The following is a 13,040-nucleotide window of genomic DNA, read 5'->3' on the forward strand; positions in this document are numbered from 1 at the left end:
ATGAAAAAACTATTCGTAATTGCACTCAATCTTGTCATTCTTGGTGGCGCAGCTTGGCTCGGCTATCAAAAGTATGAAGAGTATTTCAATAATCCCTGGACGCGAGATGGTCAGGTACGTGCCAATGTCATCAAAGTTGCGCCTCGCGTATCCGGTCCGATTGTGAACGTTGCGATACAAGACAACCAAGAAGTCAAAACTGGCGATTTATTGTTTGAGATCGACCCAACCACCTACGAGGTTGCATTGTCGCAAGCAGAAGTGGGACTGGAAAAGTCCATCGTCAGCTCTCGCGGTAAGAAAATCGAGTACGACCGTTTAACGGATATCCGAGCGAAAGATCGCGGCGCAGTATCCCACAAAGATCTTATTCGCCGTGAGATTGCCTATGAAGAATCTCTACTACAAATTAAGGCGGCAGAAGAGCAGTTAAAGTCTGCGAAATTGAATCTTAGCTATACCAAGGTTTATGCGACCGTCGACGGTTTTGTTTCTAATCTGGATATCCGCAACGGTACTCAAGCGGTTGCCAACCAGCCTCTGCTTGCGCTTATCGACAAACACAGCTTTTGGGTATTTGGTTTCTTCCGTGAGAACCAGTTACAGCAAATCGAGCCTGGCAGCAAAGCACAAGTGACGCTGATGTCTCATCCAGAAACACCGATTGACGCAACCGTCGATTCTATCGGCTGGGGTATCGCGCCACGGGACGGTACCGTCGGTTATAACCTGCTGCCAAATGTTAACCCTGTCTTCCAGTGGATTCGTCTGGCACAGCGCATTCCTGTGCGTATTGCCATTAAAGAACTGCCAGAAGATATCGAGCTTCGATTTGGCCTTTCCGCTTCCATCATGGTGATGAAAGACTCATCAGAAAACAATGAATAGTTACTAAGTGAGAGAACAACTATGGTCATTGGAAAAAAACTCAAAAACATTAATGAAGAAAATAACTTCTTCTATCTCACACTGTCACTCATCGTTTTGTTGATTGGCGGAGCATCTGCTCAGGTGGTGGATGAAGGGGCAATCGAGCATATTTTACAGGCGTTTACGATAATCACGTTCATCGTGTGTTTTGCTAGTCTACGATTCGATAAAACCTGGTCTCGGTTCCTTTATACCCTTTTCGCAGTATGGGTGTTGGTCATCGTGATAAAAACGATTTTTCATATCAAAGAAATGAACGTCGTGATGCTCGCGTTAACCTTTGCGTTTTTCTTTGGCACCTTTAAATCTATTGCAAGACAAATCCTGTTTACTGGTCACGTCAACAGTAACAAAGTCATTGGGTCTGTTGCGTTATTCCTGTTGCTGGGTTTGATGTGGGCCATCGCCTACCTCATTTTACTGGAGTTTTCACCACAGGCTTTCACCGGTATGGAGGCGATATCCTGGGGGCAAAACTTCTCCAATGCGGCATATTTCAGTTTCGTCACCCTGACCACTCTTGGTTATGGCGATATCAGTCCTCTGACTCCGTTGGCTCAAGTCATCGTTTATTTAGAGGCCATTACAGGTGTGTTTTATATGGCTATTGTGGTTTCTAGCCTCGTCAGTTCCAACATTGATCATCAGGTAAATAAAAATGGATAAATCATCGGAAAGAAATGAAAGTAAGATTTTCATCAGTAATATGGTGGAATCGTCAATACGAATTGGCTTGATCTTCGTATTGTTTATGTTTACTTACGACATCATCAGGCCTTTCATCCTTCCCGTTATTTGGGGGGCGATCATTGCAGTGGCACTTTTACCCGTCACTAAAAGGCTTCAGCGAGCCTATGGTGGCAGGCGTGGTTTGGCAGCAACCACCATCGCTTTGCTTGGTATCGCGCTGTTAGTGACACCGCTTGTGATGGTTTCTGGTTCCATTTACGACGGTGCAACCCACGCACTGCAAGTACTCCAGAGCGGTGATGTCAAAATACCTGGGCCGAAGCCATCGGTTGCAGACTGGCCACTTGTCGGTGGTAAGCTCTACGACACCTGGACACTTTTCTCGACGAATTTAGAACAAGCAATTCAAACCTTTATGCCTCAGATAAAGTCAGCATTGACTTCCCTGCTTGGCATGATGGGTGGCGCTCTGGGTAGTGTATTGCTTTCTATTCTGTCTTTGGCGATTGCCGCTGGTTTTATGACTTACTCAGAATCATTGGCATCTGGCCTAACCACCATTGCCATTCGTACCGCAGGTGACAATGCAAAAAGCTGGGCGACGCTCATTGCAGCAACCATTAAAAGCGTTTTACTTGGCGTTGTCGGTGTCGCTGCGATTCAAGCGTTGCTGATTGGTGCGGGTTTCTTCGTATTTGGCGTGCCTGCCGCTGGCTTGCTTACTCTAATACTGATGATTTTGTGTATCGCTCAGTTACCGGCTCTTCTTGCAGTGCTACCTGTGATTGGCTACATGTACATGACTCAAGACAGCACGACTGCAACCTTGTTTACCGTATGGGCGGTCGTTGGTGCGCTTTCTGAAAACTTGCTCAAACCAATGCTGATGGGTCGAGGCGTGGACACTCCGATGCCAATTATTTTGATTGGTGCCATCGGCGGTATGCTTGTCTACGGTATCGTAGGCCTCTTCCTTGGCGCGGTTATTCTTTCAATTTGGTATGAGCTATTCGTTTGGTGGCTAAGCATTGAGAAAGCCCAACAGCAAGAGGAATTGGGCGACTTGCTGGAGGAAGCAAAAGACCAAAGTGAATCTGAAAACGGTGCAGGTATTTAAGCTCACCAAGCCTTAATCCGATACTCACAATCTTTCAAACCGTTGCATTGCAGCGGTTTGTTTTTATTGGTGTCACATTTTCATCTCAATAACGATGAAAAATGAAACTAATGTTAAATTTTCAAACTAATGACACTTGATTGTTGCAATCAAACGCATAACGATGCACTCTCGATGCTCACTAATAAATAGTGCTTAGGATAAAAACAATGAAATTGATCAAGCCTTTAACTTGCGCGCTCGCTCTGGCAATGAGTAGCATGGCATTCGCTGACGTAACGGTTAGTGTTCCTGACGACGTTTCGGTACTCGCAGCAAACGGTGAAAAAGTGAAGCTGGATGGCGGCTTCTTTGCCTCAGAAAGAACACTAACGTTACCTGATGGCGTTAACCAGGTCGTATTCCGATTTACTCCGTTTTTCAACAAAGGCAATGACCGTGTCAGTGTTGAAAGCGACGTGATTGTCACCAGCTTTACGTCTTCAGATTCTAAACTGGCGCTTCAGCTTCCAGAGTACCGTAACTTGAACGATGCAGAAGACAATATCAAAGACTTAGACTGGAAACTGGTTGATGCATCTGGCAACGCGATTGCCGTTAAGCAAGACAAGCTTATCAAAGAAGGTATGCAGATTGGCCGTGACTATGTTCGTGAAGTAGAAGATTACAATCGAACTGGCGGCGTGGCAGCAATTGCTGTCGCAGGAGCGATGGTTCAGCCAATGACGTTACCCGCTGAAATCCCTGAAGATATGAAGCAAGCACGTGCGGCGGTAAAAGCAGATTCAACCGCAGAAGAAATGCTGCACTTCTGGTACCAAAAAGCGGATGCTGAAACCAAAGCTCGCTTTAAAGCGTACATCAACCAACAATAAGTTTGGTCTTTCTGAGTTTAAAAGCCACATCTAATGTGGCTTTTTTCGTACTGTAATAACCTCAACTACTGCTGAGTTTTAATGTTTCCGATTTACCAGTAACGCTCGTAAATGATGTTACCACCAGTATTGACTCGAAACTTCTCTAAACCGCGTTCTTGCAATACTGGCAACGTGTCTTTAATCATTGCTGGATTACCACACAACATCACAAAGCTACTACAAGGTGAGAACTGCACATCCGCTCGATTAGACAGCTCTCCTGAGGCAATAAAGTCGGGAATGCGGCCTTGTAACTTACCTTCCACAGCTTCTCGGCTAACAATAGGCACGTACTTTAATCGGCCTTCATAGCGCTGCTCTAAGTGCTCAATTAAGTACTTATACACCAGGTCTTTCTCATAGCGAACACCATGAACCAAAACAATCTTTTCGTTATGAGGAAGCAGGTTAATGTCATCTAACAATGACAAAAATGGCCCGATACCGGTACCAGTTGAAAGCAACCAAAGGTCATGTGCTTGTTTGGGAATCGAATCATGGATCAAATCTCCGTGTGCCGTTTCACCAACATAGATACTGTCACCAGTCTTTAACTTTTGCAGTTTTGGCGACAATTGTCCCTGAGGGTCCGCAACAATCAAAAACTCCAGCCAGTCAAACTGTTCGCTCGGAGCATTCACCACGGAATAGGCACGGCTGATTGGGTTGCCATTCTCGTCTAACAACGCGAGTTTGGTAAATTGACCAGCTTTAAAGGAAAGTGGAGCGCCAGATACTCTTAAGCTGAACAGCTCGCCTGTCCAGTCTATTCGCTTCTCAACTCTGGCGAGATTGAAATTTTTCAGTTCTGCCATGAGACATCTCCCTTTTAGCCACTCTCAAATAAACTTACGCTTACAACGTTACTATGTAAAGATTAAACTTTACATAAACAACCAGTTTATTTCACACTTCAGGAACAATTTTATTACATTCTAAATAATTACATCTAGAATAAATACTCAGATTAATAAGTGGCTTCACAATTTGTGGCAACGTTGATGAAAAAGGAACAAAGAAAATGGACACACTACTAAAAGACTTCCCCGTCGTGACTGAGATCAGAGTAGCTTGGGGAGAAATGGATGCCTTGCAACACGTCAACAACGTCGTCTACTTTCGTTACTTCGAAACCGCACGTCTGGACTATTTTGAAGCGATTAATTTGCTCGTCGACCTGCAAACCTCGCAAATTAGCCCTGTTCTGAGTGAGACTCAGTGTCGTTATAAATTGCCGGTGACTTACCCGGACACGCTTCTGATTGGCGCTCGAGTGATCGGCATGCAAGGCGATCGCATGACAATGGAATATCAGGTATTTAGCAAAAAGTGGGGAAAAGTGGTCACCGTCGCGACGGCAACGGGTGTGATGTTTGATTTTAAAAATAACACTAAGACTGAGATTCCAGACAGCGTCCGCAAGTCGATTCTGGAACTGGAAGCGACTGTGGGCAGCACTCACCACCTAGAATAATTGTCGAGTTTAAATTCCCGGCGGCACACACTCGTGCTTTCGGGAATAATTGCTTTTTCAACAGCTTAACAGAAAGTTTCGATGTACAGCGCTTCAACTTTATCTCGTGCCCATTGCGTCTTACGAAGAAACTTTAACGACGACTTAATAGACGGGTCTTTTTTAAAACAGTTAACACGAACACGTTCATACATACCATTCCACCCAAAGTGCTCAACCAAACGGGTGACGATTTTTTCTAAACTCAACCCGTGCAGAGGGTTATTCGGTTGTTCGTTGCTCATGATTTCAATCCAACAATTTATAGGGCGATTTGGCGGGCTAATCTAACTGAAACAAACCTAATTCCCAACTGTTATTTACATCAGAATAAAAACAGCCCGACGGAAAGCGGGCTGTTACTCGATTCATCACTTAATGAATTAACCTCAACTGGGGTTAATTAAAAAACGATTTCACCCATAAAACGATGCTGTCCCAGATTTGGCCAATCCATGACGCGGGTTCAACCGCTTGATTGCTGACCAGAGGATAGCTGGCGACGGTTTCATCGTTATTTTTCCACACGACTTTACCAATCACTTCCCCTTGTTCAATCGGTGCCATTAAAGGTTCTTTCATTTCGACACTCTTATCTAAACCAGCTGTCATACTGCGAGGTAGGGTCAAATAAGCATCTTGCGGAAAGCTCGCTTCTATTTCACTCACCTTGCCTTTCCAGACCTTAACCTTTGATTCCACCTGTCCCTGTGTAGCCACCTTCTTAGTGTCATAAAAACGGAAACCATAGCTGAGCAAGTTTTTAGACTGACTGATGCGTGCTTGCGCGCTAGGCGTTCCCATCACGACAGATATCAAACGCATTTTACCTTCAGTCGCTGAACTGACGAGACTATATCCCGCATTGCTGGTGTAACCTGTTTTGCCACCATCCACTTTAATAGACTTATCCCACAACAACTTATTACGGTTGTATTGGGTAATATCGTTCCACTTAAACACCTTTTCGTTGTAGAGCGCATACACATCAGGTACGTCATTGATGATCGATTTCATCAACGTCGCCATATCCAAAGGAGAAGTTTGGATGCCTTCGCTATCCAGCCCATGAGAGTTCACAAAGTAAGTGTCTTGAAGCCCGAGCTTTTCGGCCCAGCCATTCATCAAAGCCACAAATCCATGTTCACTGCCTGCCACATGTTCCGCCAGAGCGACACATGCGTCATTTCCCGATTGGATAATGACACCGCGCATCAAGTTCGCAACGCTGATTTCATCTTTCGGTTTGATGAACATTTTGGAGGAACCGGGGAATTTTTCTGACCACGCATTTTCGCTGACAGTCACTAAATCATCCCAATTTAATCGACCTGCTTTGATTTCCTGACCCACGACATAAGCCGTCATGAGTTTGGTTAAACTGGCAGGGGCTAATCCGGCTCTCCCGTTCTGTTCTGCGATAATGGCTCCCGACTGAAAGTCCATTAACACGTACCCTTTCGCCTGTAACTCAGGTGGGCTTGGCGTGACCACCGCAAATGCGGGCACGCTAACTAAACAAGTCACGATAATCCATTGAGCCAGTGACACTTTCATTCAACATCCTCCACAATTCACACTCACTTTGTCGTCGCTCTAATGAGCATAGCTCATTCAACCAGTTGCACCAGTCGCTAATCGTTTCATTTTCTTGAACTTACGTTGATTTTACAAAAGAGATTAAACGGCTTAGATGTGACTTGCTCTACTTCGGATTCTTGGTTAAACCCTGATTTCGAAGTAAAGTAGCGAACGTAAGGTCTACTAGATGCTGAACCCAACAAGGATATAAATAAAACAATGAATGCTCTATCATTTATCGACGCAGGATTGCACTACACTCCCCACACATTTAATGTCCCTTTGAATTACCAGGAAGAGAGCAAAGGCACTATTGAAGTATTCGCCCGTTCGGTATGTTTAGTGGGAGACGAAGACTCAACCAAACCATGGCTTGTGTACTTTCAAGGTGGTCCTGGCTTCCCTTCTCCACGTCAAAATGGCCATAACGGCTGGATAAAACGAGCACTTCAAGAGTACCGAGTATTACTGCTCGACCAGCGAGGCACCGGAAACAGTTCGGTGATCAACCACCAAACGCTGGCGCACCTGACGCCACTCCAACAGGCAGAATACCTGAGCCATTTCCGAGCAGACAATATTGTTCGCGATGCTGAATTTATACGTCAGCAATTTGGTGTAGAAAAGTGGGCGATACTAGGTCAAAGCTTCGGTGGTTTTTGCTCTCTGACGTATTTGTCGTTGTTCCCTGAAAGCCTGACCCGAAGCTACATTACTGGTGGCGTGCCGTCTGTTTCACGTCATCCCGACGATGTGTATAAAGCAACGTTTAAACGTACAATGGATAAGAATCAGGCGTTCTTCCAGCAATTTCCTAAAGCGCAGCAACTTTGCCAAACCATTGCCAATCACCTGTTAGAAAATGAAGAGTTTCTGCCAAACGGGCAACGCTTTACCGTTGAGCAATTCCAACAGATTGGGATTAATTTTGGGGTCAGCGATACCTTCTTGCCAACGTATTACTGGCTGGAAAGCGCACTCATAGAAGTAAACGGAAAAACGCAGCTTCGTTACAAGTTTTTAAGTGACATGCTGGCTCAGCAAAACTTCCAAACCAACCCTATTTACGCCATTTTGCACGAGTCTATATACTGCCAGGGCTTTGCTTCAAATTGGAGTGCACACCGAGTACGTCAGTCAAACCCGGAGTTTAACTATGAAAAAGGCCAACCTTTCTACTTTACCGGGGAAATGGTTTTCCCATGGATGTTTGATCAATACACCAACCTAAAGTCACTGAAAGAAGCTGCTGAAATACTGGCAAGCAAAGAGGACTGGTCACCCCTTTATGACCAAAACCAACTGGCGTTGAACAAAGTTCCGGTAAGCTGCGCGGTTTACGCCGACGATATGTTTGTGGAAATGGACATCAGCCGAGAAACATTAGCTTCTATGCCGAACTCAAAAGCGTGGATCACCAACGAATATGAACACAATGGTCTGCGTGCTGACGGCGAACGCATTCTGGATACCTTAATTGCGATGGGTAACCAGACTGCGGCAACTTTGGTTTAATAAGACACCACTTCTGCATACCGACGCCTTTTCACCATGAAAAGGCGTTTTGCTATCCAATACCGAGCATCACGCCAGTCGATTAATCTTTGATCCTTTTTATCATGGACTTAGTGATCACTCGATAGCCCATCTTGTGATAAAAATCTTCGCCTTCGTGGTTAAAAGAACCAACGGACAATCCGATTTCCTCTACGCCCAAGCTGCAAAGCGCACTTTCAATTCTATCCATTAACGATAAGCCTATTCCCAAGTTTCGATGGCTTTCCGCAACAACAAGCTCGTTTATAAAGCCAACGTATTTCTCTGGTGAAATGATGGAGTTAACTTCACGAGTGGTTCCCGAAATAAACCCCACAATGTTTCGATTTGAACAAGCTACAAATGCAGTGATATTGCCATCGAAGTATTTTTCAAAGATATTACGGCTATCCCTAATCTCGGCCATTTCTTGTGGTGAACGATAAAAGTCGGGCTCAGCTTGATAGTGAGAAGTATCGAGCTCGACTAAAAGAAGTTTGAGAAGCGGGATATCCTCTTCTCTGAGTCGCCTGATATGAAACTGCTGCATGTCTTACTAACCATTCCGTTGAATTAATTTTTGTTTTTTATCTTGCTGTACTGTACTGAGTGCATTTACGAGTAACGAGCACTCAACCAATTAAACGTACAAATTTCACACAAACCTGTCGAGGTTAACCTCGTCAATTCACTTAGATTTTTGTTGATAATTTGAAGACCTACAAGGTTTGTGGGGAAGCAGCTATCCATTCTGTATCCTCATTTTGTCACTAACCAATCAACATGCATGTTTCCTGTCCGACGGGTTTACCTGTATACCTGACCGTTTTAGTCGGGTATACTCCGGGCCGTTATAATTTAATGGTCGTCGACCACTTGTTTTATTAAAGCCTGTTTTTTTAAAGGAAATCTCATGAGTCAGTATGTTGTCTGTGCGCTGTACAAGTTTGTGGAACTAGGTAACTATCAAGAGCTACGCGAACCATTGCTTGCACTGATGGAAAAGAACCAGATTCGTGGCACCCTTCTGCTGGCAAGTGAAGGTATCAACGGTACCGTTGCTGCGGACCGCGCGGGTATTGATACCCTGCTTGAATGGCTAAATGCAGAGCCACGTCTTGCGGGCACTGTTTATAAAGAGTCGCTTGCTGAAACACAGCCTTTTAACCGCACTAAAGTAAAACTCAAGAAAGAGATCGTAACTTTAGGTGTTGAAGGTATCGATCCTCGTCATGTGGTTGGCACTTATGTGAAACCAAAAGACTGGAACGATCTTATTGCGGATCCAGAAGTGTTTGTTGTTGATACGCGTAATGATTACGAAATCGAAATCGGTACTTTTAAAGGTGCGGTAAACCCGAACACTGAAACTTTCCGTGAATTTCCAGACTACGTGAAAGAAAATATGGATCCGGCCAAGCATAAGAAAGTGGCAATGTTCTGTACTGGTGGTATCCGTTGTGAGAAATCAACAGCGTACATGAAAGAGCAAGGCTTTGACGAAGTTTATCACCTTGAAGGCGGCATCCTAAAATATCTGGAAGAAGTGCCACAAGAAGAGAGCATGTGGGAAGGTGATTGTTACGTATTCGATGGTCGTGTTGCTGTAAACCACCAGCTAGAGAAAGCGGACTACGACTTATGTAACGCTTGTCGCCTGCCAATCACAGAAGAAGACAAACAGTCAGACCTTTACGAGCAAGGCGTAAGTTGCCCTAAATGTCACGGTACGCATTCAGAAGAGCAGATTGCTCGATTCCGCGAACGTGAAAAGCAGATTTCTTTAGCGGATCAACGTGGTGAACAGCACGTTGGCGGTGAAAGCGCGAAGCAACGTGAAGAGCGACGTGCGGCTAAGATTGCTCAAAAAGAAGCACAGCGTAAACAAGCCTAACGCTTATTGGCGAACCATATGCCATGGTTCGCCAATTTACATATTTACGAGTGACGAAAGGTTAAGCGTCGCTGCGCTAAATACAGAAGTGACAGTTCTCTCTATCCAGGCCATGAGCACCAGCAAGATTTTTCAGGTGCGCTCTGCCCTCTGCAAGCCCCATCTCATAACCTTCAAGCAACACAGACTGACGCATTGATAAACGCTGTACATGAAAATTATCAGGCGGAGCAATAACGCGGATACGCGCGTCTTCCGGCGGGTTACGAATAAACGCCAACGATTCGTTATAGTTCTCTGTTCGGTGCAACATTGCTTCGACCATTTTAGGATGCTCGGCAAACAGCTTCTTAGTGAGCCAGGTTGTTTTGGCTGGCTTCTTCGAGTAATTCAGCGGGTGGGATAACACCACAGTAATGTCTCTCGCGCCTCTTCGGTAAGCTTCGCGAACCGGAATTGAATCCGCCACGCCTCCATCGGTGTAACAGCCACCAGAAAAGCAAGGGGTATGTTTGTATGCGATAGGCAAAGCAGTCGTCGCTTCTAGCGCGTGATGGAAGTTATCGCGATTGACTCGATAATAGTCTGCCTTACCTGTATCAACATTGGTTGTGGTCGCAAAAAATGGAATACCATCAAACAACTTCTTTTCATCGACTGGATATAAACGGTTAGATTCTTCAAATAACCATTTAACGTCAATAAGGTCACCGCCCTTTATAAAGCGGGTTGGATCGAAGAAACGTTTACAGGTTGCAAGCTTGGTGATGATATTAATGCTGCGATGTGGGTAATCAGTTAAGTAACCAATCAGATTTGATGCACCTGCTGATACACCAATTGCAAAATCAAACGGCTTGTAATTTTGCTCCATGAAAGCGTCTAGCACGCCACTAGCGAAGACGCCTCGCATCGCACCACCTTCAACCACAATTGCTTTTTTAACCATGTTTCCTCCCCAATACTGTGTTTAAAAATAGTATTGAAAGTAAGGCAATAGAAACAATTGGTTATTCTTATTATTTAGATAGGTGATTCCTATACTCAAGTAAGATTTCGCTACAAAGTACAACCTGTAACCATGCCTACACCTTACATAAGCCTAGTAGGATTAAGAGAAAACGTTCTTATACGCTTCAGCAGCCCCATCAATGAGCATTTGAGTGCCGATGACCGCCAATATCAGCCCCATCATTTTGGTCACAACATTGAGCGCACTAGGACCAACGGCTTTCACTAATCTATCGCCAAATAAAAACAAGATGTACGTGATAATACAGAGCACAGCAAAAGAAACGATGGTAATGATTGTTTGATCAAACCCGCCAGCGGTCGCAAAGTTCATCGCCGTTGCGATAGTGCCAGGGCCAGCCAATATTGGCATCGCGAGAGGGGAAACCGCGATACTTAACGCCGCTTGTTGTTGGGCAGGGGAGTAAGCCTTTTCTTTGGTCTTTTGATGGGTAGTATCACCTTGTAGCATGTTGTAACCAATCAAAAAGACCAGAATTCCGCCAGTAATACGCAGCGCATAAAGCGTAATCCCAAATAAATCGAAAATCAGTTTTCCCGCAATTGAAAACACCGCAACGATGATAAAAGCAATAAACACGGAACGCAGTGCTATGGAGCGAACCGTCTCTTTATCTTCATCCGCAGTTAAGCTCAAGAATATGGGAATATTCGCGATAGGGTTCATGATGGCGAAGAAACCCATAAATACCGTTACTGTGTGAACGATCAGTTCTTTCATCTTTTTACCGCATGTAATTCATTGATTTTAAGACAGTATATACCCATATCTTAAAGCGTGCCTGATAACTGGCTTTCTCTAGTAAAACTTATGGTTTAAGGCTCACTTTTTTCGTTTGAGCTTTTCTTTTGAGCTTTTTTCTTTGGAGAAAGTTTACCCAGCCATCAAATGCCGATAAGGTGAGTTCCACGAAATATGAAAACAATAACAAAGGATGTTAAAGCATCATGAACAGTACGATTGAAACTATAATGAGCCACCGCTCGATTAGAAAATTCAGCCCGCAACCAATAGATAAAGCTCAACTGGACACGATTATTCAAGCTGGCCTAGCCGCATCTTCTTCCAGTATGCTGCAAGTCGTTTCCATCATCCGAGTCACTGATCCAGAAAAACGCGCACAACTGGCGCAATACGCAGGTAACCAAGCTTACGTTGCGAGTGCGGCGGAGTTTTTAGTGTTCTGCATTGATTATCAGCGTCACTCGGCTATTAACCCTCAAGTACAAGCAGATTTTACCGAGTTAACACTCATTGGTGCCGTTGATTCCGGCATCATGGCGCAAAACTGTCTGTTGGCGGCAGAATCGATGGGATTGGGTGGCGTATACATTGGTGGCTTGAGAAATAATGCCCAAGGTGTTGATGAGTTGCTCGGCTTACCTGCCAATACTGCCATTTTGTTTGGTATGTGTCTTGGCCATCCAGAGCAAGACCCAGAAGTTAAACCTCGCTTACCAGCAAAAGTGATCGTACACGAAAATCAGTACCAACCTTTAAATATTGAAGACATAAAAGCTTACGACCAAACCATGCACGATTACTACGCCACTCGTTCAAGTAATCAAAAGCAAAGCACTTGGTCTGAGGAAGTGACGACGAAATTGGCAGGAGAGTCTCGCCCGCATATTCTGCCTTATTTACATGGCAAAGGATTAGCAAAGCGCTAGATAGTATTGAACGATTGCCTTGGATAGCCCTGCCAATCGAGGTGGGGCTTTGTTTTTATTAACGATTCCCACCCTGCCCCCTGATTTTTGGTTGCCAGTCACTCAGCCGTCGCCTATGATAAACGAGCTCACGCCTAAAGCACCCAACACTCGCGGAAA

14 protein-coding genes are annotated in these 13,040 nt (G+C 44.7%); 8 read left to right on the plus strand and 6 right to left on the minus strand.

The genetic code is table 11. The features are described 5' to 3' along the window. The 4 genes from V1U08_RS05255 to V1U08_RS05270 all read left to right on the plus strand — a co-directional run bounded on the left by V1U08_RS05255 (window position 1) and on the right by V1U08_RS05270 (window position 3,612). Window positions 1–888, plus strand: coding sequence for an HlyD family secretion protein (locus tag V1U08_RS05255; RefSeq protein ID WP_014234966.1), 888 nt, complete (start codon window positions 1–3; stop codon window positions 886–888). A gap of 21 nt (window positions 889–909) precedes the next feature. Continuing rightward, window positions 910–1,596 carry a potassium channel family protein gene (locus V1U08_RS05260; RefSeq protein WP_014234967.1) on the plus strand — a complete coding sequence of 229 codons (687 nt, stop codon included), beginning with the start codon at window positions 910–912 and terminating at the stop codon, window positions 1,594–1,596. Then, a complete protein-coding gene (locus V1U08_RS05265) occupies window positions 1,589–2,737 on the plus strand; it encodes an AI-2E family transporter (protein WP_020333458.1) in 1,149 nt (382 codons plus the stop codon). Before V1U08_RS05260 ends, V1U08_RS05265 begins: the two co-directional genes overlap by 8 nt. 209 nt (window positions 2,738–2,946) lie before the next feature. Beyond that, a complete protein-coding gene (locus tag V1U08_RS05270) occupies window positions 2,947–3,612 on the plus strand; it encodes a DUF2057 domain-containing protein (protein WP_014234969.1) in 666 nt (221 codons plus the stop codon). Between the two features lie 92 nt (window positions 3,613–3,704). On the opposite strand, the gene V1U08_RS05275 is transcribed toward V1U08_RS05270, so the two are convergent. Further along, window positions 3,705–4,469: a ferredoxin--NADP reductase gene (locus V1U08_RS05275; protein WP_014234970.1), complete on the minus strand. Its 765-nt coding sequence runs from the start codon at window positions 4,467–4,469 to the stop codon at window positions 3,705–3,707. A gap of 206 nt (window positions 4,470–4,675) precedes the next feature. Here V1U08_RS05275 and V1U08_RS05280 point away from each other — a divergent pair, with 206 nt between their 5' ends. Next, the gene (locus V1U08_RS05280) at window positions 4,676–5,128 is read left to right on the plus strand and encodes an acyl-CoA thioesterase (RefSeq protein WP_118120880.1); all 453 of its coding nucleotides are present in this window, start codon (window positions 4,676–4,678) and stop codon (window positions 5,126–5,128) included. A gap of 65 nt (window positions 5,129–5,193) precedes the next feature. Here V1U08_RS05280 and V1U08_RS05285 read toward each other — a convergent pair whose 3' ends face one another. Both V1U08_RS05285 and V1U08_RS05290 read right to left on the minus strand, forming a co-directional pair. Then, window positions 5,194–5,412: a VF530 family DNA-binding protein gene (locus tag V1U08_RS05285; RefSeq protein WP_014234972.1), complete on the minus strand. Its 219-nt coding sequence runs from the start codon at window positions 5,410–5,412 to the stop codon at window positions 5,194–5,196. A gap of 154 nt (window positions 5,413–5,566) precedes the next feature. Further along, complete coding sequence (locus tag V1U08_RS05290; protein WP_330470105.1) at window positions 5,567–6,724, minus strand: D-alanyl-D-alanine carboxypeptidase family protein; 1,158 nt, start codon at window positions 6,722–6,724, stop codon at window positions 5,567–5,569. 243 nt (window positions 6,725–6,967) lie between these two features. On the opposite strand from V1U08_RS05290, the gene V1U08_RS05295 reads away from it, so the two are divergent. After that, window positions 6,968–8,263 carry an alpha/beta fold hydrolase gene (locus V1U08_RS05295; protein WP_330470106.1) on the plus strand — a complete coding sequence of 432 codons (1,296 nt, stop codon included), beginning with the start codon at window positions 6,968–6,970 and terminating at the stop codon, window positions 8,261–8,263. Between the two features lie 82 nt (window positions 8,264–8,345). Here V1U08_RS05295 and V1U08_RS05300 read toward each other — a convergent pair whose 3' ends face one another. After that, window positions 8,346–8,834, minus strand: coding sequence for a GNAT family N-acetyltransferase (locus tag V1U08_RS05300; RefSeq protein WP_330470107.1), 489 nt, complete (start codon window positions 8,832–8,834; stop codon window positions 8,346–8,348). Window positions 8,835–9,197: 363 nt separating this feature from the next. On the opposite strand from V1U08_RS05300, the gene trhO reads away from it, so the two are divergent. Beyond that, a complete protein-coding gene (trhO, locus tag V1U08_RS05305) occupies window positions 9,198–10,178 on the plus strand; it encodes an oxygen-dependent tRNA uridine(34) hydroxylase TrhO (protein ID WP_014234976.1) in 981 nt (326 codons plus the stop codon). Window positions 10,179–10,254: 76 nt separating this feature from the next. Here the strand turns inward: trhO and V1U08_RS05310 are convergent, their stop codons facing one another. Beyond that, window positions 10,255–11,127 (minus strand): patatin-like phospholipase family protein, encoded by an 873-nt coding sequence (locus V1U08_RS05310; protein WP_014234977.1) that lies wholly within the window; start codon window positions 11,125–11,127, stop codon window positions 10,255–10,257. A gap of 162 nt (window positions 11,128–11,289) precedes the next feature. Then, the gene (locus V1U08_RS05315) at window positions 11,290–11,931 is read right to left on the minus strand and encodes a MarC family protein (RefSeq protein WP_014234978.1); all 642 of its coding nucleotides are present in this window, start codon (window positions 11,929–11,931) and stop codon (window positions 11,290–11,292) included. A 227-nt stretch (window positions 11,932–12,158) separates the two neighbouring features. Here V1U08_RS05315 and nfsA point away from each other — a divergent pair, with 227 nt between their 5' ends. After that, window positions 12,159–12,881 carry an oxygen-insensitive NADPH nitroreductase gene (gene nfsA, locus V1U08_RS05320; RefSeq protein WP_330470108.1) on the plus strand — a complete coding sequence of 241 codons (723 nt, stop codon included), beginning with the start codon at window positions 12,159–12,161 and terminating at the stop codon, window positions 12,879–12,881. The last annotated feature ends 159 nt before the right edge of the window (window positions 12,882–13,040 follow it).

It is taken from the genome of Vibrio sp. YYF0003 (assembly GCF_036350715.1).
Lineage (GTDB): Bacteria > Pseudomonadota > Gammaproteobacteria > Enterobacterales > Vibrionaceae > Vibrio > Vibrio natriegens.

Coding starts and splice junctions, on each gene's coding strand:
- V1U08_RS05255 (WP_014234966.1), top strand. CDS start 1: ATGAAAAAACTATTCGTAATTGCACTCAATCTTGTCATTCTTGGTGGC.
- V1U08_RS05260 (WP_014234967.1), top strand. CDS start 910: ATGGTCATTGGAAAAAAACTCAAAAACATTAATGAAGAAAATAACTTC.
- V1U08_RS05265 (WP_020333458.1), top strand. CDS start 1,589: ATGGATAAATCATCGGAAAGAAATGAAAGTAAGATTTTCATCAGTAAT.
- V1U08_RS05270 (WP_014234969.1), top strand. CDS start 2,947: ATGAAATTGATCAAGCCTTTAACTTGCGCGCTCGCTCTGGCAATGAGT.
- V1U08_RS05275 (WP_014234970.1), bottom strand. CDS start 4,469: ATGGCAGAACTGAAAAATTTCAATCTCGCCAGAGTTGAGAAGCGAATA.
- V1U08_RS05280 (WP_118120880.1), top strand. CDS start 4,676: ATGGACACACTACTAAAAGACTTCCCCGTCGTGACTGAGATCAGAGTA.
- V1U08_RS05285 (WP_014234972.1), bottom strand. CDS start 5,412: ATGAGCAACGAACAACCGAATAACCCTCTGCACGGGTTGAGTTTAGAA.
- V1U08_RS05290 (WP_330470105.1), bottom strand. CDS start 6,724: ATGAAAGTGTCACTGGCTCAATGGATTATCGTGACTTGTTTAGTTAGC.
- V1U08_RS05295 (WP_330470106.1), top strand. CDS start 6,968: ATGAATGCTCTATCATTTATCGACGCAGGATTGCACTACACTCCCCAC.
- V1U08_RS05300 (WP_330470107.1), bottom strand. CDS start 8,834: ATGCAGCAGTTTCATATCAGGCGACTCAGAGAAGAGGATATCCCGCTT.
- trhO (WP_014234976.1), top strand. CDS start 9,198: ATGAGTCAGTATGTTGTCTGTGCGCTGTACAAGTTTGTGGAACTAGGT.
- V1U08_RS05310 (WP_014234977.1), bottom strand. CDS start 11,127: ATGGTTAAAAAAGCAATTGTGGTTGAAGGTGGTGCGATGCGAGGCGTC.
- V1U08_RS05315 (WP_014234978.1), bottom strand. CDS start 11,931: ATGAAAGAACTGATCGTTCACACAGTAACGGTATTTATGGGTTTCTTC.
- nfsA (WP_330470108.1), top strand. CDS start 12,159: ATGAACAGTACGATTGAAACTATAATGAGCCACCGCTCGATTAGAAAA.